The 17,542-nt window shown below is 73.8% G+C and carries 16 protein-coding genes and 1 riboswitch; of the genes, 9 read left to right on the top strand and 7 right to left on the bottom strand.

Going from position 1 to position 17,542, the window contains the following annotated elements; all coding sequences use genetic code 11:
- Nucleotides 1-194: 194 nt before the first annotated feature.
- Nucleotides 195-1,646, bottom strand: coding sequence for an MFS transporter (locus ACIQGZ_RS26935; protein WP_402606580.1), 1,452 nt, complete (start codon nt 1,644-1,646; stop codon nt 195-197).
- A gap of 164 nt (nt 1,647-1,810) precedes the next feature.
- Nucleotides 1,811-2,917, bottom strand: a complete 1,107-nt coding sequence (locus ACIQGZ_RS26930) for a DUF2382 domain-containing protein (RefSeq protein ID WP_402606578.1) — start codon at nt 2,915-2,917, stop codon at nt 1,811-1,813.
- Between the two features lie 253 nt (nt 2,918-3,170).
- Nucleotides 3,171-3,272: riboswitch (glycine riboswitch) on the top strand.
- Between the two features lie 253 nt (nt 3,273-3,525).
- On the opposite strand from ACIQGZ_RS26930, the gene gcvP reads away from it, so the two are divergent.
- Entirely contained in the window at nt 3,526-6,444 is a 2,919-nt protein-coding gene (gene gcvP / locus ACIQGZ_RS26925) for an aminomethyl-transferring glycine dehydrogenase (RefSeq protein ID WP_402606576.1), read from the top strand.
- Nucleotides 6,445-6,517: 73 nt separating this feature from the next.
- Here gcvP and ACIQGZ_RS26920 read toward each other — a convergent pair whose 3' ends face one another.
- Nucleotides 6,518-6,712 (bottom strand): DUF5999 family protein, encoded by a 195-nt coding sequence (locus ACIQGZ_RS26920; protein WP_402606574.1) that lies wholly within the window; start codon nt 6,710-6,712, stop codon nt 6,518-6,520.
- A gap of 255 nt (nt 6,713-6,967) precedes the next feature.
- Entirely contained in the window at nt 6,968-7,579 is a 612-nt protein-coding gene (locus ACIQGZ_RS26915; protein ID WP_402606571.1) for a hypothetical protein, read from the bottom strand.
- A 478-nt stretch (nt 7,580-8,057) separates the two neighbouring features.
- Here ACIQGZ_RS26915 and ACIQGZ_RS26910 point away from each other — a divergent pair, with 478 nt between their 5' ends.
- Together ACIQGZ_RS26910 and ACIQGZ_RS26905 are read left to right on the top strand one after the other, a co-directional pair.
- Nucleotides 8,058-9,566, top strand: a complete 1,509-nt coding sequence (locus ACIQGZ_RS26910; protein ID WP_402606569.1) for a glutamate--cysteine ligase — start codon at nt 8,058-8,060, stop codon at nt 9,564-9,566.
- A 115-nt stretch (nt 9,567-9,681) separates the two neighbouring features.
- The gene (locus ACIQGZ_RS26905; protein ID WP_402606567.1) at nt 9,682-10,470 is read left to right on the top strand and encodes a CPBP family intramembrane glutamic endopeptidase; all 789 of its coding nucleotides are present in this window, start codon (nt 9,682-9,684) and stop codon (nt 10,468-10,470) included.
- A 14-nt stretch (nt 10,471-10,484) separates the two neighbouring features.
- Here ACIQGZ_RS26905 and ACIQGZ_RS26900 read toward each other — a convergent pair whose 3' ends face one another.
- Nucleotides 10,485-10,922: a MarR family winged helix-turn-helix transcriptional regulator gene (locus ACIQGZ_RS26900; RefSeq protein ID WP_402606564.1), complete on the bottom strand. Its 438-nt coding sequence runs from the start codon at nt 10,920-10,922 to the stop codon at nt 10,485-10,487.
- Between the two features lie 42 nt (nt 10,923-10,964).
- On the opposite strand from ACIQGZ_RS26900, the gene ACIQGZ_RS26895 reads away from it, so the two are divergent.
- Both ACIQGZ_RS26895 and ACIQGZ_RS26890 read left to right on the top strand, forming a co-directional pair.
- Nucleotides 10,965-11,708, top strand: coding sequence for a dienelactone hydrolase family protein (locus ACIQGZ_RS26895; protein ID WP_402606562.1), 744 nt, complete (start codon nt 10,965-10,967; stop codon nt 11,706-11,708).
- A 2-nt stretch (nt 11,709-11,710) separates the two neighbouring features.
- Nucleotides 11,711-11,977: a DUF6295 family protein gene (locus ACIQGZ_RS26890; protein WP_402606560.1), complete on the top strand. Its 267-nt coding sequence runs from the start codon at nt 11,711-11,713 to the stop codon at nt 11,975-11,977.
- Nucleotides 11,978-12,092: 115 nt separating this feature from the next.
- Here ACIQGZ_RS26890 and ACIQGZ_RS26885 read toward each other — a convergent pair whose 3' ends face one another.
- Complete coding sequence (locus tag ACIQGZ_RS26885) at nt 12,093-12,911, bottom strand: PhzF family phenazine biosynthesis protein (protein ID WP_402606558.1); 819 nt, start codon at nt 12,909-12,911, stop codon at nt 12,093-12,095.
- Nucleotides 12,912-13,023: 112 nt separating this feature from the next.
- On the opposite strand from ACIQGZ_RS26885, the gene ACIQGZ_RS26880 reads away from it, so the two are divergent.
- Nucleotides 13,024-13,650 (top strand): TMEM175 family protein, encoded by a 627-nt coding sequence (locus ACIQGZ_RS26880; protein WP_402606555.1) that lies wholly within the window; start codon nt 13,024-13,026, stop codon nt 13,648-13,650.
- 30 nt (nt 13,651-13,680) lie between these two features.
- On the opposite strand, the gene ACIQGZ_RS26875 is transcribed toward ACIQGZ_RS26880, so the two are convergent.
- Nucleotides 13,681-14,904 (bottom strand): MFS transporter, encoded by a 1,224-nt coding sequence (locus ACIQGZ_RS26875; RefSeq protein WP_402606553.1) that lies wholly within the window; start codon nt 14,902-14,904, stop codon nt 13,681-13,683.
- A 298-nt stretch (nt 14,905-15,202) separates the two neighbouring features.
- On the opposite strand from ACIQGZ_RS26875, the gene ACIQGZ_RS26870 reads away from it, so the two are divergent.
- The 3 genes from ACIQGZ_RS26870 to ACIQGZ_RS26860 all read left to right on the top strand — a co-directional run bounded on the left by ACIQGZ_RS26870 (nt 15,203) and on the right by ACIQGZ_RS26860 (nt 16,961).
- Nucleotides 15,203-15,643, top strand: coding sequence for a MarR family winged helix-turn-helix transcriptional regulator (locus tag ACIQGZ_RS26870; protein WP_402606551.1), 441 nt, complete (start codon nt 15,203-15,205; stop codon nt 15,641-15,643).
- A gap of 182 nt (nt 15,644-15,825) precedes the next feature.
- On the top strand, nt 15,826-16,392 hold the full coding sequence (locus ACIQGZ_RS26865) for an isochorismatase family protein (RefSeq protein ID WP_402606549.1): 567 nt from the start codon (nt 15,826-15,828) through the stop codon (nt 16,390-16,392).
- Nucleotides 16,389-16,961 carry a YbhB/YbcL family Raf kinase inhibitor-like protein gene (locus ACIQGZ_RS26860; RefSeq protein ID WP_402606548.1) on the top strand — a complete coding sequence of 191 codons (573 nt, stop codon included), beginning with the start codon at nt 16,389-16,391 and terminating at the stop codon, nt 16,959-16,961. The genes ACIQGZ_RS26865 and ACIQGZ_RS26860 overlap by 4 nt, the downstream gene beginning before the upstream one ends.
- The last annotated feature ends 581 nt before the right edge of the window (nt 16,962-17,542 follow it).

Genomic DNA, 17,542 nt, shown 5'->3' with positions numbered 1-17,542 from the left:
GTGGGGCGGGGGTGGGTGGGCCACTCGGGGTGGGGGTGGTTGTGGGTTCTGGGCTTTGCGGGGTGGGTGGTTTTTCGCGGGGCTCCTCGCGCCCCTGGGTGGGTGGGGGTGGTTGTGGGTTCTGGGCTTTGCGGGGTGGGTGGTTTTTCGCGCAGTTCCTCGCGCCCTCGGGGGGATGGGGGTTGCTGGGTGGGTCAGGCGTGGGTGGGGGTTCGGGTGGGGGTCGGGGTGGGGTGGTTGGCGGGCCCGGGGCGGCGGATGGCGAACGGGACGGCGGCGGCGATCAGGCAGCCGGCGGCGGTGATCCAGAAGGCGTGGCGGTAGGCGTCCAGGGTGGGCAGGCCCAGGGTCGGGATGGTGTCGCCGGTGAGGACCGCGCCCATCACGGCGGTGCCGATCGCGCCGCCGACGGTGCGCAGCACCGCGTTCATGCCGTTGGCGATGCCGCTCTGCGCCGCCGGGACGGCACCGTTGATGTACGCGGGCATGGCGGCGTAGGCCAGTCCGACGCCCAGGCCGAAGGCTCCGGCGGCGGCGTAGAGATCGCCCTCGCTGCCGTGCCGCAGGGCGAGGTAGCCCATGGCGACGGTGCCGAAGACACCGCCGAGGACCAGCGGTAGGCGCGGCCCGCGCCGGGCGATCAGCAGCGCGCCCAGCGGCGCGGCGACCAGGCTGCCGAGCGCGGAGGGGAGCAGCAGCACCCCGGCGTGCAGCACGGTGGCGGTGAACCCGTAGCCCACCCGGCCGGGGGTCTGCGCGAAATTGCTGATGACCATGAAGGAGCCGTACATGCCGAAGCCGATCAGCAGCCCGGAGAGGTTGGTGAAGGCGACCGCGGGCCGCGCCATCATCGACATGTCGACCAGTGGATGGGCGACCCGCCGCTCGACGGCGACCCAGCCGGCGGCGATCACGGCGGCGGCGGCGAACAGGCCCAGGGTGCGGGCGGAGGTCCAGCCCCAGCTGTTGCCCTGGCTGACCGCGACCAGCAGTGCGGCCAGCCAGCCGGCCAGCGCGACGGCGCCCAGCGGGTCGGCGCCGCCGCTGCGGTCGACGACCGGGTCGGCGGGGATGCGTACGGCGACCAGCAGCAGGGCGAGCAGGCCGAGGACCAGCCCCGTCCAGAAGATGGACTTGTAGTCCCAGTGCTCGATCAGCAGGCCGGTGGCGACCAGGCCGAGGCCGCTGCCGACGCCCATGCTGGCGCTGATCAGGGCGACGCCCCCGGTGGCCTTCTGCCGGGGCAGTTCGTCGCGGACGATGCTGATGGCCAGCGGCAGCACACCGCCGCCGGCGCCCTGGAGCACGCGGGCGACCAGCAGCCAGCCGAAAGAGTGGGTGCTGACCGCGACCCCGGAGCCGACGACCAGGCCGGCCAGCGAGACGAGCAGCATGGGCTTGCGGCCGCGCAGGTCGCCGAACCGGCCGAGCAGCGGGGTGAGGACGGCTGCGGCGAGCAGGTTCGCCGTCATCAGCCAGGTGATGGAGCCGCCGGAGACGTCCAGCTCCTTGGCCAGGGACGGCAGGATCGGCACCACCGCGGTCTGCACCACGGAGAAGGCGAGCATGGCCAGGACGAGTGCCGGCAGCACCCGTCCGCTGCCCGGCTTCGCGGCCGACGTGGTGGGCTCGGATGCCTCACTCACGGGTCTTCCTCCAGAGATAGTTCATGAACAGCACACTTGAAGTAGTGAAGTAATCATGGAGCGGATTGATTCATGCTGTCAACTATCGATGGTTGAAGGTTCGCAGCAGACCGCTGCCCGCGACCCCGGGGAACCGGAGGCGCGGGCAGCTGCGGGACGCACTCTCAGGCGATCGGCTGCTCCAACTGCGAACCGTTGTACTGCGTCACATGCGGGGTCTCCGTCAGCCCGCCCTGCTCGCCCCGGCTGCTCGCCGCCATGCCGCCGTCGTGGACCTTGACCTGCTCGCGCCGCAGCGTGGTGCGGACGACCTCCTCGTGGGTGACCCGCTCCACCACTAGCCGGACCCGCTCGATCGGTACCATCCGCTTGCGCACCACCGGGCGCTCCTCGCGCAGCACGACCTCCTCGACCGCCTCCGAGATGTCCTCGTCGGACAGTCCGGCCAGCTCCGCCTCGGTCACCGGCACCCGCTCGACCCGCACCCGCTCCCGGACCACCGGGACCCGGCGCTCCACCTCCTCGGTGACGATGTACTTGCGCAGCCGGGCGGTGCCCAGGTTGTGCCACTCGGTGGTGACCTCCACCTGCTCCTCGCGGCAGACCACCTCAAGCCGCGACGGCCCCGGGCGGTCCACCGCCCCGACGGCAGACCGCTGCGGCGCGGCCGGCTCGGCGGCGGGCTCCGCGAACCGGGGGGCGGCGTGCCCTTGCTCGGTGGTCGACGCCTCCGTGAGGTGCCCTCCCACGCGGCGCGGCTCGGCGCGGGGCGGCTCCGGCTGCTGCACCTCCGTGCGGGGCTCGGCGTGCTGCGGCTCCCCGGTCGGGGCCGCCGCCTGGGGGTTCCGGATGTCGGGCGCCAGGCTGGCGGCCGGTACGCCACCGAACTCGCGGTCCGCCGCGGCGCCGAACTCGCGGTCCGGTGCGGCGGCCGCCGCGCTCTCGGCGGCCCGGCTGCCCGGCGCGTCCAGTCCGTAGTAGCGGTAGAGCTGCAATTCCTGGGCGGGCGAGAGGTGCTGGCCGGCCCCGAAGTCGGGGGAGTCCTTGATCAGCGACTTCTCGTACGGCACCCGCAGCTGGTCGCCCGAGAACTCGCTCGCGTCGAGGGGTACGAAGGCGTCGCGCCCGAAGACGCCGGTGCGGACGGCCGCCCACTCCGGCCGCCCGGTCGCGTCGTCGAGGTACACCTCGTCCACGGTACCGATCTTGTCCCCGTTCCGATCGACGGCCTTGTGGCCGATCAGGTCCCGCGGATCGATGTCGGTCTGCACGGTTCCTCCAGTGCGGTTCCCCGGCATGCACGCCGGCGGGCCCCGAGGGCCGGGGCAATGAATGAGTACCCGGCGGCTGTCAGACCGCCAATTCACACCAAAAGCCACATCGGGCCCACTGTCGAGCCGGAAGGGGCCGACCGGGAATGCGGTGAGCCGTTCGGGGTAGCAGCGCCACCTGCGCGGCTGATCCCGGCCGCAGGAAGAAGCAGCAGGCAGGCGGGGTGCCGCTGGTAGTCTGGGGGGCGACCGTCGAGCCCGTTCGGGAGAGTCCCCACCCTCCACCAGATGGGCGGGGCGCCGAAGGAGCAACTCCTCCCCGGAATCTCTCAGGCAGCCGTACCGCACGGGCAAGGTCACTCTGGAAAGCAGGGGCGGGCGCGGCCGGCGAAGGAGCCGGGCGGCGGCCGACCCTCACCGACGGTGCAAGCCGGCGGCACCGACGCGGGGCAGACCCCCGGGCGCGGGCAGGCCGGTGAAGCTCTCAGGTTCCGATGACAGAGGGGGAGGCCGTCCGGGCCCGCACGCCCCGGCCGCCGGCCCCGCAGTCCGGCGACCCGTACGCGCGCGAGCCCCCACCGGTCCGTGACCAGGAGGCCTCAAGCGCCATGAATGCCGAGCAGACGATCGGGCGCCCCCGCGCCGAGAGTGCGGCGACCCTTGCCCAGCTGGAGCAGGCGAGCCCCTTCGAGAACCGCCACATCGGCCCGGACCGGGCCGAGCAGGACAAGATGCTGGCCCACATCGGCTACGGCTCGCTGGACGAGCTGACCGCCGCCGCCGTCCCCGAGGCCATCCGCAGCCTGCACGCGCTGGACCTGCCCGCCGGACGCTCCGAGGCCCAGGTGCTGGCCGAACTGCGTGAGCTGGCCGACCGCAACCAGCTGCTCACCCCGATGATCGGCCTGGGCTACTACGGCACCTTCACCCCGCCGGTGATCCTGCGCAATGTGCTGGAGAACCCGGCCTGGTACACCGCCTACACCCCCTACCAGCCGGAGATCTCCCAGGGCCGGCTGGAGGCGCTGCTGAACTTCCAGACCGTCGTCGCGGACCTCACCGGCCTGCCCACCTCCGGCGCCTCGCTGCTGGACGAGGGCACCGCCGCCGCCGAGGCGATGGCGCTCTCCCGCCGGATGGGCAAGGTCAAGGACGGCGTCTACCTGGTGGACGCCGACTGCCTGCCGCAGACCGTCGCCGTGCTCCGCACCCGCGCCGAACCCACCGGCGTCGAGGTGGTCGTCGCGGACCTCTCCGACGGCATCCCGGCCGAGGCCGAGGCCCGGGGCGTCTTCGGCGTGCTGCTCCAGTACCCGGGCGCCTCCGGCGAGGTACGCGACCTGGCCCCGCTGATCGAGAGCGCCCACGGCCTCGGCGCGGTCGTCACCGTCGCCGCCGACCTGCTGGCCCTCACCCTGCTGACCTCCCCCGGCGAGCTGGGCGCGGACATCGCGGTGGGCACCACCCAGCGGTTCGGCGTCCCCATGGGCTTCGGCGGCCCGCACGCCGGCTACATGGCGGTACGCGCCCAGTACGCCCGCAGCCTGCCCGGCCGCCTGGTCGGCGTCTCGGTCGACGCCGACGGCGACCGCGCCTACCGGCTGGCCCTCCAGACCCGCGAGCAGCACATCCGCCGCGAGAAGGCCACCAGCAACATCTGTACCGCGCAGGTGCTGCTCGCCGTGATGGCCTCCATGTACGCCGTCTACCACGGCCCCGACGGCCTCGCCGCCATCGCCCGCCGCACCCACCGCTACGCCGCGGTGCTCGCCGAGGGCCTGCGCGCCGGCGGCGTCGAGGTGGTGCACGGCGCCTTCTTCGACACGGTGACCGCCCGGGTGCCCGGCCGCGCCGCCGAGGTGGTCGCCGCCGCCCGCGACCACGGCGTCAACCTGCGCCAGGTCGACGCCGACCTGGTCTCCGCCGCCTGCGACGAGACCACCGGACGCGACCAGCTCACCGCCGTCTGGGCCGCCTTCGGCGTGCCCGGCGGCGACATCGACGCCCTGGACGCCGCCGCCGGCCAGGCGCTGCCGCCGGCGCTGCTGCGCACCGACGAGTACCTCACCCACCCGGTCTTCCACCGCCACCGCTCGGAGACCGGCATGCTGCGCTACCTGCGCCGGCTGGCCGACCGCGACTACGCGCTGGACCGGGGCATGATCCCGCTGGGCTCCTGCACCATGAAGCTCAACGCCACCACCGAGATGGAGCCGATCACCTGGCCGGAGTTCGGCCAGCTGCACCCCTTCGCCCCGGCGGAGCAGGCGGCCGGCTACCTCACGCTGATCCGCGAGCTGGAGCAGCGGCTCGCCGAGGTGACCGGCTACGACGCCGTATCGCTCCAGCCCAACGCCGGTTCCCAGGGCGAGCTGGCGGGCCTGCTGGCGGTCCGCGCCCACCACCGGGCCAGTGGCCAGGCGCAGCGCGACGTCTGCCTCATCCCGTCCTCCGCGCACGGCACCAACGCCGCCTCCGCCGTGATGGCCGGGATGCGGGTGGTCGTGGTGAAGACCAGCGCCGACGGCGACGTGGACGTGGCCGACCTGCACGCCAAGATCGAGCAGCACCGCGACACGCTCGCCGTGCTGATGGTCACCTACCCCTCGACCCATGGCGTCTTCGAGGACAACATCGCGGACATCTGCGCCACCGTGCACGAGGCGGGCGGCCAGGTGTACGTGGACGGCGCCAACCTCAACGCGCTGGTGGGCCTGGCCCGACCGGGCAAGTTCGGCGCGGACGTCTCGCACCTGAACCTGCACAAGACCTTCTGCATCCCGCACGGCGGCGGCGGCCCCGGCGTCGGCCCGGTCGCGGTCCGCGCCCACCTGGCGCCGTACCTGCCCAACCACCCGCTCCAGCCGGAGGCCGGCCCGGCCACCGGCGTCGGCCCGGTCTCGGCCGCGCCCTGGGGCTCCGCCGCGATCCTGCCGATCTCCTGGGCCTATGTGCGGCTGATGGGCGGCGAGGGCCTGCGGCGGGCCACCCAGGTGGCGGTGCTGAACGCCAACTACGTCGCCCGGCGGCTCGCGCCGTACTACCCGGTGCTGTACACCGGGCCGAACGACCTGGTGGCGCACGAGTGCATCATCGACCTGCGGCCGCTGACCAAGGCGACCGGGGTGACGGTGGACGATGTCGCCAAGCGGCTGATCGACTACGGCTTCCACGCGCCGACCATGTCGTTCCCGGTGGCCGGCACGCTGATGATCGAGCCCACCGAGAGTGAGGACCTGCGCGAACTCGACCGGTTCTGCGATGCGATGATCGCCGTCCGCGCCGAGATCGAGAAGGTCGGCGCGGGGGAGTGGCCCGCCGACGACAACCCGCTGCGGGGCGCCCCGCACACCGCCGCGGTGCTGACCGGCGACTGGCCGCACCCGTACGGTCGGCAGGAGGCCGTCTTCCCGCCCGGCGTCGACCCGGCGGACAAGTACTGGCCCCCGGTGCGGCGGATCGACGGCGCCTACGGTGACCGCAACCTGGTCTGCTCCTGCCCGCCGATGGACGAGTACGGCGCCTGACCCGGGCCCGGTGTGGGGCGGTGCGGCGGCTGCCGTACCGCCCCTCGCGGCACTCCCGGCCGCTCGCCGCCGGTTAGGCGGCCGCAGCCGCCAGCGGGCGGTGCGGCGCGATCACCCGGCCGTCGGGCAGCAGCTCGCCGGTGTCCTCGAACAGCAGGACGCCGTTGCACAGCAGGCTCCAGCCCTGCTCCGGGTGGCAGGCCACGGGCTGCGCCGCCTCGCGGTCGGCGGAGTCGGCCGATGGGCACTCAGGTCGGTGCTGGCACATTGCTCGAACCCTCGCTTCGAAGTTTTCGGTCGCCGCGCGGCGGTCCGCTGCCCGGTGCCGGGAATCACCGACCCGGCAGGTGTGAGCCATGTGCCCACGGGGTAAGACAACCACCTTTCCGCGCTGGTTCCCAGTGTCTGCATCGGGTCGGTCCTGCGCAGCCATTTGGTGACATGCGCCACACCTCTCCGGCAGAGATCACCCGTTCGGATGCTTCGGCGGCGCATCGTCACCGGAGTGCGCCGCCGGGGCGCGTCACCGGCCCGCTGCGGTCAGCGCGTCCGGGCCGGCGGGCGGCGTACCGGGCCGGTCCCGGTCGGGCGGCGCGGCCGGCCGGCGGAACAGGTCCAGCAGCTCCGCCGCCGGGTACGGCCGGTGCGCGGCCACGCCCAGCGGCGCGGGCGCCAGCGGGATCAGCAGGTCCGTCGCGCCGGGGCGCAGCGGGTGCAGCCAGAGCGCCGTGGTGTAGCGGGCCGGTATGGACAGCAGCCGGGGCTCGTACGGCACCGCGCTGCCCGTGGTGATCCGGCGGGCCTGCTGGAGGGCCAGCAGCGAGGCCGCCAGGTAGGGGCCCTCGGCGAAGTGCGAGAAGGCGTGGCCGTCCGGCGTCTCCAGGGTCTCCGCCGCCGCGACCACCTGGCCCCCGCAGCGGATCAGGAACCGCCAGCCGGTGCGCGGCGCCGCCTCCAGGGCGACACCGGCCCGCAGCAGGTGGGCGGGGAGCGGCTGGGTCGGCCGTGGCGGGTCGGCCGGGTCGGGCACCCGCAGGGCGGGGGTGGTGACATGGCGTACGGCGTGGGGCGAGGCAAGGGCGGCGAGGACGGAGCGCAGGGCTCCGGCGGGCGGCTGGGGGAGCTGCAGGGTCATGGCGGTCGCCTCTCCGGTCGAGATAGGCGTGCGGGCGCGTGAGGACCGTCCCGTCCGGGGCCGGGCCCGGACGGGGGCGGAGCGGGGTGCCGTGTGCTGTGCTGCCGAGCCGGTGACGCGACGCGGGGCGGCGGCGGGCGGGCCTGGGCAGGCCGCCGGGCCGGGACCGGGCGTTGCGGAGTGCGTCGGCCCGTCGGACCGATTCTAGGTGAGCCGTGTCCGCAGGCGGTGACTGCCGTCAGTGACCCTTGTAAGGCCGCCGGGGGCCCAGCGCAAGAGGACTTCCCGTCCTTTCGCACCATGGGCACAGATTCTGACGCATCCACTGCCGTCCGCCGCTGTGATCCGCGTCCCGGCGGAAGGCCGGTGTGATCCGCACCCCGGGGGAAAGGCGCCCCGCCGCAGCCGGACCGTCCGGCTATCGATCATCCGGCCTGGGCATGATGCAGGCACGGTGCACCGAGGAGGAGTGGGGCCCATGGGCGAGAAGGTCGCGGCCACTGGTTCCGACCTGTCCGACCGGCAGCTCTACCGCAGGAAGCTCAGAACGTGCCTGGAGGCGCTGGAGCGGATGCTGCGGGAGAAGCGGTTCGACCGCCCGCGCGCGGTGATGGGACTGGAGATCGAACTCAACCTCGCCGATGAGCAGGGCCTGCCGGTGATGCGCAACGAGCAGGTGCTCCAGGCCATCGCCAGCCCCGACTTCCAGACCGAGCTGGGGCAGTTCAACATCGAGGTGAACATCGCCCCGCACCGGCTCGGCGGCCGGGTCTTCGAGGAGCTGCGCGAGGAGATCGACACCGGGCTGCGCTACGCCGACCGCAAGGCGGCCGAGGTGGGCGCCCGGATCGTGATGGTGGGCGTGCTGCCCACCCTGACCAATGACCACGCGGTGCTGGACAACATGTCCCGCAGCGACCGCTACAGCCTGCTCAACAGCCAGATCCTGGCCGCCAGGGGCGAGGACATCGCGCTGGACATCGACGGTGTGGAGCGGCTGGAGGTGGAGTCCGCGTCCATCGTGGCCGAGGCCGCCTGCACCTCGCTCCAACTGCACCTCCAGGTGACCCCGGAGCGCTTCCCCGCCGTCTGGAACGCCGCCCAGGCGCTGGCCGGCGCGCAGGTGGCGGTGGGGGCCAACTCCCCGTTCCTGTTCGGCCGGGAGCTGTGGCGGGAGACCCGCCCGGTCCTCTTCGAGCAGGCGTGCGACACCCGGCCGGAGGAGCTCAAGGCGCAGGGCGTCCGGCCGATCACCTGGTTCGGCGAGCGTTGGGTGGACTCGGCGCTGGAGCTGTTCGAGGAGAACGTCCGCTACTTCCCCTCGCTGCTGCCCATCTGCGACGACGAGGACCCCGGCAAGGTGCTGGCCTCCGGCGGGGTGCCCAAGCTGGCCGAGCTGCGGCTGCACAACGGCACCATCTACCGCTGGAACCGCCCGGTGTACGACGTCGCGGACGGGGTGCCGCATCTGCGGGTGGAGAACCGGGTGCTGCCGGCCGGGCCGACGGTGGCCGACACGCTGGCCAACACCGCGTTCTACTACGGCCTGGTGCGCTCGCTGGCCGAGCAGCAGCGGCCGGTCTGGTCCCGGCTGCCGTTCGCGCTGGCGTCGGAGAACTTCCACGCCGCCTCCCGGGCCGGCATCGACGCCGTACTGCACTGGCCGCGCCCGGGGCGCGGCGGGCGGGGCGGCGGGCCGCCGGTGCGGGTGCCGGCGGTGGAACTCGTGCTGGAGGAGCTGCTGCCGCTGGCCGCGCAGGGCCTGGACGCCTGGGGGGTGGAGGCCGCCGACCGGGACCGCTACCTGGGCATCGTGGAGGCCCGCTGCCGCCGCCGGACCAATGGCGCCGCCTGGCAGAGCGCGGCGTTCCACCACTTCAGGGACCGCCTCGGCCAGGACCGGCAGACCGCGCTGGCCTCGATGACCAGGCGGTATATGGAGTACATGCGCGGCGGGGAGCCGGTGCACACCTGGCCGGTGGACTGAACCGCCCCCGGCCCGCGCGCGGTGCTGGGAAAACCCGTGCGCAGTGCCGGGAAACCCCTCGCGAAGTGCTGTGAAATGATGATCGGCCCGGACCTGCTGCGCGTTGGAGCCACCCTTGACGACCACCCACAGCGCCGCTCCGGCGCTCACGGTCCCCCGGCGGCTGCTCGGCCAGGAGCTGATCATCGTCCTGGCGCTGTCCCTGGGCGCCAGCGGGCTGAGCGCGCTGATCAGCTTTATCGGCTCGCTCACCCGCCGCGCCGCGCTCAAGCAGCAGACCGCCACCCTCAACGGCTCGCTCGCCCCCGGCCGCCCCTGGCTCGACCTGGCCTGGCAGCTGTTCGGCATCGGCACCGCGCTGGTACCGGTGGCGCTGGTGGCGTACCTGCTGCTGCGCGGGGGCTCCTCGGTACGCGCGCTGGGCTTCGACCTGACCCGCAAGCTGCCCGACCTCGGGCGCGGCGTCCTGGTGGCCGCCGTGATCGGCGGCTCCGGCCTCGCCCTCTACCTGGGCGCGCGGGCCGCCGGCGCCAACCTCACGGTGGTGCCCTCCTCGCTGCCCGCCGTCTGGTGGCGCATCCCGGTCCTGATCACCTCCGCCTGGCAGAACGCCATCGTGGAGGAGGTCATCGTCGTCGGCTACCTGCTGCGCCGGCTCGGCCAACTCGGCTGGTCCTGGCCGGCCGCGCTGGTCGCCAGCTCGCTGCTGCGCGGCTCGTACCACCTGTACCAGGGCGTCGGCGGCTTCGTCGGCAATGTGGTGATGGGCGTGATCTTCTGCCTGCTCTACCGCCGCTGGGGGCGGGTGATGCCGCTGGTGGCGGCGCACGCCCTGATCGACACGGTGGCCTTCGTCGGCTACACGCTGCTCGCCGGGCACGTGGGCTGGCTGCCGACCGGCTGACCGCCCGGCCTGGTTCAGACCAGGCGGCCGATCCGCTCCAGCAGGGGTATCGCCGCGATCAGCTGCTCCTGCTCGGCCGGGGTCAGGCCCTCGCTGATCGCGCGGGCCAGCCGCTGGGCCTTCTCCTGCCGGGCGCCGCACAGCGCCTCGCGTCCGCGCTCGGTGATCGACAGCCGTACGCACCGCCGGTCCGCCGGATCGGGGCTGCGGGTGACCAGCCCGCGCTCCCGCAGGCCGGACGCCAGCACGCTCATCGACTGGGCGCGGATGCCCTCGCCCGCCGCCAGCGCGCCCGGCGTGGCGGGGCCCTCCCGCTCCAGCCGGACCAGCACCGCCGCCTGGGAGAGGGTCAGCTCGCCGTCCTGGTGCACCTGGCGCAGCCTGCGGACCAGCGGACCCAGGCAGGCGCGCAGCTCTCCGGCGGCTTGGGCGACATCACTCGGGGTCGGCATGCCCTCAGCATAGACTTATCAGTCCAGGCTTATGATCTGCCCATGAGTGATTCCCTCAGTGCCCGTACCACCCGGATCACCGGACACGGCGGCGACGAGATCGAGGCGTACCTCGCCCGGCCCGACGGCGAGGCGCCGCGCGGCGGCGTCGTGGTCATCCACCACATGCCCGGCTACGACCGGGCGACCAAGGAGATCGTCCGCCGGTTCGCCGAGCTCGGCTATGACGCGATCTGCCCCAACCTCTACTCCCGCGAGGCACCCGGCGCGTCCCCCGACGACGCCGCCGCCACCGCTCGGGCGCAGGGCGGCGTCCCCGACGAGCGCCTGGTCGGGGACGTGGCCGGCGCGGCGTCCCATTTGCGCGCGCTGCCGACGTCCAACGGCAGGGTCGGCGTCATCGGCTACTGCTCGGGCGGCCGCCAGAGCGTGCTGGCCGCCTGCCACCTCGACCTGGACGCGGCGGTCGACTGCTACGGCGCCTTCGTCACCGGCACCCCGCCGGAGGGCTTCCCGCTCAAGGTCACCAACCTGGTCGACCAGCTGCCCGGACTGCGGGCGCCGCTGCTCGGCCTGTTCGGCGTCGAGGACCGGTTCCCCGGCCCGGAGCAGGTGGCGGAGCTGGAGCAGATCCTCACCGCCGAGGGCAAGGAGTTCGAGTTCCACAGCTACGAGGGCGCCGGCCACGCCTTCTTCTCCGTCGACCGGCCGTCCTACAACGTCCCGGCCGCCAACGACGGCTGGGAGCGGATCACCGCCTTCTACGCCAAGCACCTCGGAGGCTGACCATGTGCACCTACGCGACGGTCCGCGAGCCGATGGAAGGCAGCGCCAAGGGACCGAACGGCAGCTGGTTCCGGGTCACGGACGCGACGGTCTACTTCGACCACCCCGTCCACGCGATGGCCGAGCACACCCTCAACATCGACCTCACCGACCCGGCCAAGGGCCCCTCCGCCCGGGTCGCCCTCGAACTCACCGCCGAATCGGCCCGGCGGCTCATCGACGCCATCCAGGCGGCGCTGGACCTGGTACCGGAAGAACTCAAGGTCTGACCCCGCACCGTCCCGCGCCCCGGCCGCCGGGGCGCGGGACGGCAGCCGGGGCGCGGGACGGCAGCCGAGCGCCCGGCAGCGGCCGGTGCGGCCGTGGGGCGCGGACCGGGCGTGGTCAGCGGCGCAGCTCGCCGTCCAGCACGGTGACCGCGTCGCCGGTGAGCAGCACCCGGTCGCCGCGCAGCGCGGTGCGGACCAGGCCGGAGCGGGCGGACGCCTGGAGGCCGGTGAGGTCGGTGCGGCCCAGGCGGGCGGACCAGAGCGGGGCCAGGGCGGTGTGGGCGCTGCCGGTCACCGGGTCCTCCGCGATGCCGACCGCCGGGGCGAAGAACCGGGAGACGTAGTCGTGGCCCGCCGCCGGGTCCTCGGCGGCGGCGGTGACGATGACGCCCCGGGTGCCGAGCCGGGCGACCGCCGCCAGGTCCGGGGCGAGGGCGCGTACGGTCGCCTCGTCGGCCACCTCCACCAGCAGGTCGCCCAGCGCCCCGGTGTCGTAGGCGGCGGTGACCGGGACGCCGAGCGCGGCGGCGACACCCTCGGGCACCGGGACCGGCCTGGCGGGCGCGGCGGGGAAGTCCAGCGTCAGCCCGCCGCCGGGGGCCGCCCGCGCGGTCAGCACACCGCTGCGGGTGGCGAACCGCACCGTACCGCCGGGCGGCAGCGCGCCGTCGCCGTGCAGGGCGTGGGCCGTCGCCAGCGTGGCGTGGCCGCACAGGTCCACCTCCACGGCGGGGGTGAACCAGCGCAGCGCCCAGTCGGCCGCACCGCCGGCGGGCAGCGGGTGGGCGAAGGCGGTCTCGGAGAGGTTCAGCTCCGCCGCCACCTGCTGCATCCAGCCGTCGGCGGGCCACTCGGGCCGGTCGAGCAGGCAGACGGCGGCCTGGTTGCCGGCGAAGGGGCGGTCGGAGAAGGCGTCGATGATCCTGATGCGCATGCCAGGAGCCTAGGGCGCCGGAGTCGGTAGGCGGCCCACCCGACTCCCGGTCGGCTTGCCCGCCGTGGGCGCAATGAGGGCCGGTGCGGTCTCGGCCGGTCACGCTGTATCCGTGGACGACAGCAGAGCGGACGAGCAGAACCGGGACCGGCTGACCGCCCTGTCCGACGGGATCTTCGCCATCGCCATGACGCTGCTGGTGCTCGACATCCGGGTGACCGGCGGCCTGGACCCGGCCGGCTTCCGGCACATGGTGCGTGCGCTGCTGCCCAAGATCGCCGCGTACGCGCTGAGCTTCACCATCCTCGCCGGGCTCTGGCGCGACCACCGCCGCATCCTCCAGCTGGCCCGGCGGATGGACACGGTCTCCGTACGGCTCACGCTGGCGGGCCTGGGCGTCATCGCCCTGCTGCCCTTCCCCACCACCCTGCTCTCCGAGTACGCCTCGCAGCCGCTGGCCGTGGCGGGATATGCCGCCACCATCGTCGTCATCGACCTGCTGCAGCTGGCGATCCTGCTCCGGGTCTGGCGCGACCCGCAGCAGCCGTACGCCGTCCCCCGGAGCGTCGGCCGCACCATCGTCGCGGACCTGGGCTCGACCGTCCTGGTCTTCGGGGCAACGGTGCCGATCGCCTTCGCCTCGCCCGCCGCAGCGCTCTGGAGCTGGCTGGCCCTGGTGCCCATCCGGTTCGCGCTCGGCAGGGGCGCGGGGGCCCGGGGCGGCCGGGCCGCCGGCTGAGACCTCCCGTGCGAGGTGCCCGGGTCAGCGTCACCGCCCTGGCGCTCGCCCCCGGAGCCGTACCCCGGTGGCGACGACGGCCAGGGCGATGGTCGCGATCCCCGAGGCGGCCAGCACCGACCGGGGGCCCAGGGCGGAGGTGAGGGGGCCGCCGAGCGCGGTGCCGACCGGGGCGGCGGTGAGCAGGGCGGCGCCCCGGACGGCCAGGACCGTGGTCAGCCGGGCCGCGGGCGTGCGGTCCTGGAACAGGGTGAAGGACAGCGCCGTGAAAGGTCCGTAGATCAGGCCGCCCAGTGCGAAGCAGCCGAGGGAGACATAGGTGGGCGCCCCCAGGCCGAACGGCACCAGCGTGAGCCCCCAACCGGCGACGATGGCCAGGGTGACGGGCCAGAGCGGGAGCCCGCGCAGGGCGCCGGTGGCCAGGCTGCCGAGTACCGCACCCGCTCCGAAGAGGGTCCAGTAGAGCCCGAGGAGGCTGGGCTCGGCATGCAGGTCGAGGGTGACGTGCAAGGGGAGGGCGACCTCCACCGGTCCGTAGAGGAAGTTGAAGAACCACGTCAGGGCGAGGACCCCGAGGAGTTCGGGTTGCCTGCGCAGCAGGTGCAGGCCGGCCGCCGATCGGCCGGTGTCCACCGGCGCGGACGTCGCCACCGCCTCGGCCACGCCGCCCAGTCGGCCGACCCGGACGGCGAGGGCCGCGAAGGACAGGGCGTCGAGGCCGATGATCCAGGCCGGGCTCACGGCCGTCGCCAGGAAGCCGGCGAGTGCGGGACCGATGACGACGGACGCCGAGGCGCTCGACGTGACCAGGGCGTTCGCGGCCAGTCGCTGATCCGGGGGCAGCAACTGGGCGAGCAGGGAGTACTTTCCCGCGCTTCCCCAGGCGTGCAGCACCGACGAACCGCCGAGCAGCACGACGTACAGCACCGGGTGCAGCACCCCTGCCAGCCAGGCCGGCGGCACGCATCCGAGGAGTAACGCCCGGAGCCGGCTGTCCGCAGCCAGCAGCCGCCGAGCGGGCAGGCGGCGCAGTCGGCGGCCGAACAGCAGCGCGCCGGCAGCACCGGGCAGGGCGTACGCGGCAATCGCGGCACCGACGAGCAGGCCGGACCGGCCGGGTGGCGCGATCCGGATGGCCAGCCAGGCCACGGCGACCACGCTCATCCCGTCACCGAGGTCGGAGGCCGCCAGGGCCGGCAGGAGCCGGCGGAACCGCGGGTGGGCGAAGAGCGGCTGGTACGTCGGGGGCAGCAAACGAGCCGTCCGTGGGGGAGCCATCCGCTCAGGTTCGCGGTTCAAGGCCCCTTGAGGTCAAGGGGGACCGTCCTGTTGGAGTCGGCAACGCTCCTCGGTCCCGGCAGAGCCGGACCGGTTGACGCACCGTCAGCCGACGCCCTGCCGGTCGGCCGAAGTGCCCTGCCCCGGCGGTCGTCCCCGACCTCGGTGAAGCTGCCGCCGACCGGCCTGTGGCCGATCGGCTCGTAGCCGTGAGAGACGGCCGTGGCGGAGGAGACGAATTCGCTAAGGTGGGTTGATAAAGTAGCCTTAGTATATGAACGATGACCTGGACCCCGAGGGAGTCGCCGCAGCCCTGCTGGCGAGTCTCAGCGTGCTGGTGCGACGGGTACACCAAGTGCCGATCGACGGCGGGCTCACGATGCCCGAGCGGACAGCCCTGTCGCACCTGGACCGCTCGGGCCCCACCACCTCCTCGGCGCTGGCCCGGGAGGTGCAGATCACCGCCCAGGCGATGGGGGCGACGATCGGCGCGCTGCGGGCCCGTGGCCTGGTCGAACGCCGTCCCGATCCGAACGACGGCAGGCGGGTGGTGCTGACGGTGACCGACGCCGGTCGGCAGGCGCTGAAGGACAAGCGCAACGCGCGAACCGAACTCATCGCCCGGTCCCTGACCAGCGGCACATTCACCCCGACGGAGCTGGAGCAGCTCGCAGCGGCTGCGGCGCTGCTGGAGCGACTGGCTCGGAACGTCTGACGCCGAGGGAACCGTGCGGAAGCAAGCTGATGACGGCTCCTCCCAGGATGCGCGCCCGCGCCGCCCCGCACCGCCCAGCCCCGCGCCGCGCCGCCCGCCCGCGACCGGGCGGGTGACCGGCGGCTGAGGCCACCGCACCGCCCGACTCCGGCAACCAGCCGACCTCCACAGGAGAGACAACCATGGCACTGACAACGATCGACCCCACGTCCGCGCTCGTCGTGATCGACCTACAGAAGGGCATCGTCTCGGCCCGCGCCGACCATCCGGTCACCGCCGTGGTCAGACAGGCGACCCACCTGGCCGCCGAGTTCCGGCGGCACGGCCTGCCCGTGGTCCTGGTCAACGTTACCGGCGGCGCGCCGGGGCGCACCGAGGCCGGATGGTCCGGCAGCAGCGCCGCACTGCCGACCGGCTGGGCCGACCTCATCGACGAACTCGACGTCCAGCCGACCGACCACCTGATCACCAAGCGGCGGCGCAGCGCCTTCCACGACACCGGCCTCGACACCCTCCTGCGGGATCTGGGCGTCACCCAGATCGTGCTCGCCGGCATCGCGACCAGCTCAGGCGTCGAGTCGACCGCACGCTCGGCCTCCGACCACGGCTACCACGTCGTCCTGGCCACCGACGCCATGAGCGACCCGGATGCCGACGCCCACCGTCACAGCATCGAACGCGTCTTCCCCAAGCTCGGCGAAACCGCGACCACCGCCGAGGTCATCGACATGGTGGAGGCAACGCGATGACGCTGCTCGGCCGACTCCTGAGCAACCGCAGGGCCGGGGACACCCACACGGCGTGGAACCTGCCCAACCTGCGAGGTCCCGAGTTGCTGACCCTCACCAGCCGGCAGTTCGCTGACGGTGAGGCCATGCCGCTGGAGCACTGCGCGAGGCACATCGGCGGCGGCGACCTGTCCCCCCAACTGGCGTGGACCGCGCCGCCACCCGGCACCGCCCAACTCCTCCTGGTCGTCGAAGACATCGACGTCCCCTTGGCCAAGCCCGCCGTGCACTGCGTCGCCCTGATCGACCCGGCAGTCGAACACCTGGAGCCCGGCGCCCTGGCCGCGCGGCGGCCCGCCACCGGAGTGCAGCCGCTGCGGTCCACCATCGGGCGTGGCTACCACGGCCCCGCGCCCATCAAGGGCCACGGGCCGCACCGCTACGTCTTCCAACTGTTCGCCCTGTCCGCCCCGGTGGGCGGCGCCCCCGGCGCAGCGCCACCGGACCGGGCCCGGCCCCGCGCCCTGCTGCCCGCCATCACCGCCCCCGTCCTCGACCGCGCCCGCCTGACCGGCACCTTCGAACGCTGACCCAGGCCCCGGCCCCAACGCAGCCGGCGTGCCCGAGGCTGTCCATGCCCCCGTCGTGCCGGGCAACGGACAGCCCCGGGCACGAGCATCCACGGCCGGCAACGTCGGCGGCCAACGAGCGCACCACCCTGCTGGACGGCGGCACCGGCCGCCCCAACTTGCGGAACGCCTCGGCAAGCCGCCGGCAGGGACCGCCGTGCACCAGCGTGACCAGCGGGAACGGGCCGTCCTGGCGACGCGCCCCGGGCGGCGTTCCTGGCTGCCCCACCGGACGGCGCGCAGCTCGGGCCGGGTGTCGCTCACTCGGGCCAGGGGGCCGCCGGGCGGCCCGGCGTGGACGTTTCTCGGCTCGTAGGCGGTGCCCGCGAGCATGGCGACCGCTTTGCCGGCGCGGCCGGTGCTCAGTGCGTGGGCGATGCCCGGCCGCGCGGGACAGGGTGGCGGCCGTCTGTCAGCCGTCGCGGCGCCGACCTTCCGTCGGCTTCCACCACCCACACCGCACCCGCTAGGCGCTCCCTGACACCCAGGGGCGTCACCGAGCACACCCGCGCGGCAGCAGCAGCAGCGATGTTTTTCGTTGA

The sequence above is a fragment of the Streptomyces sp. NPDC092296 genome, assembly GCF_044755465.1.
Classification (GTDB): Bacteria; Actinomycetota; Actinomycetes; order Streptomycetales; family Streptomycetaceae; genus Peterkaempfera.
This window is presented reverse-complemented; position numbering and strand designations above follow the sequence as displayed.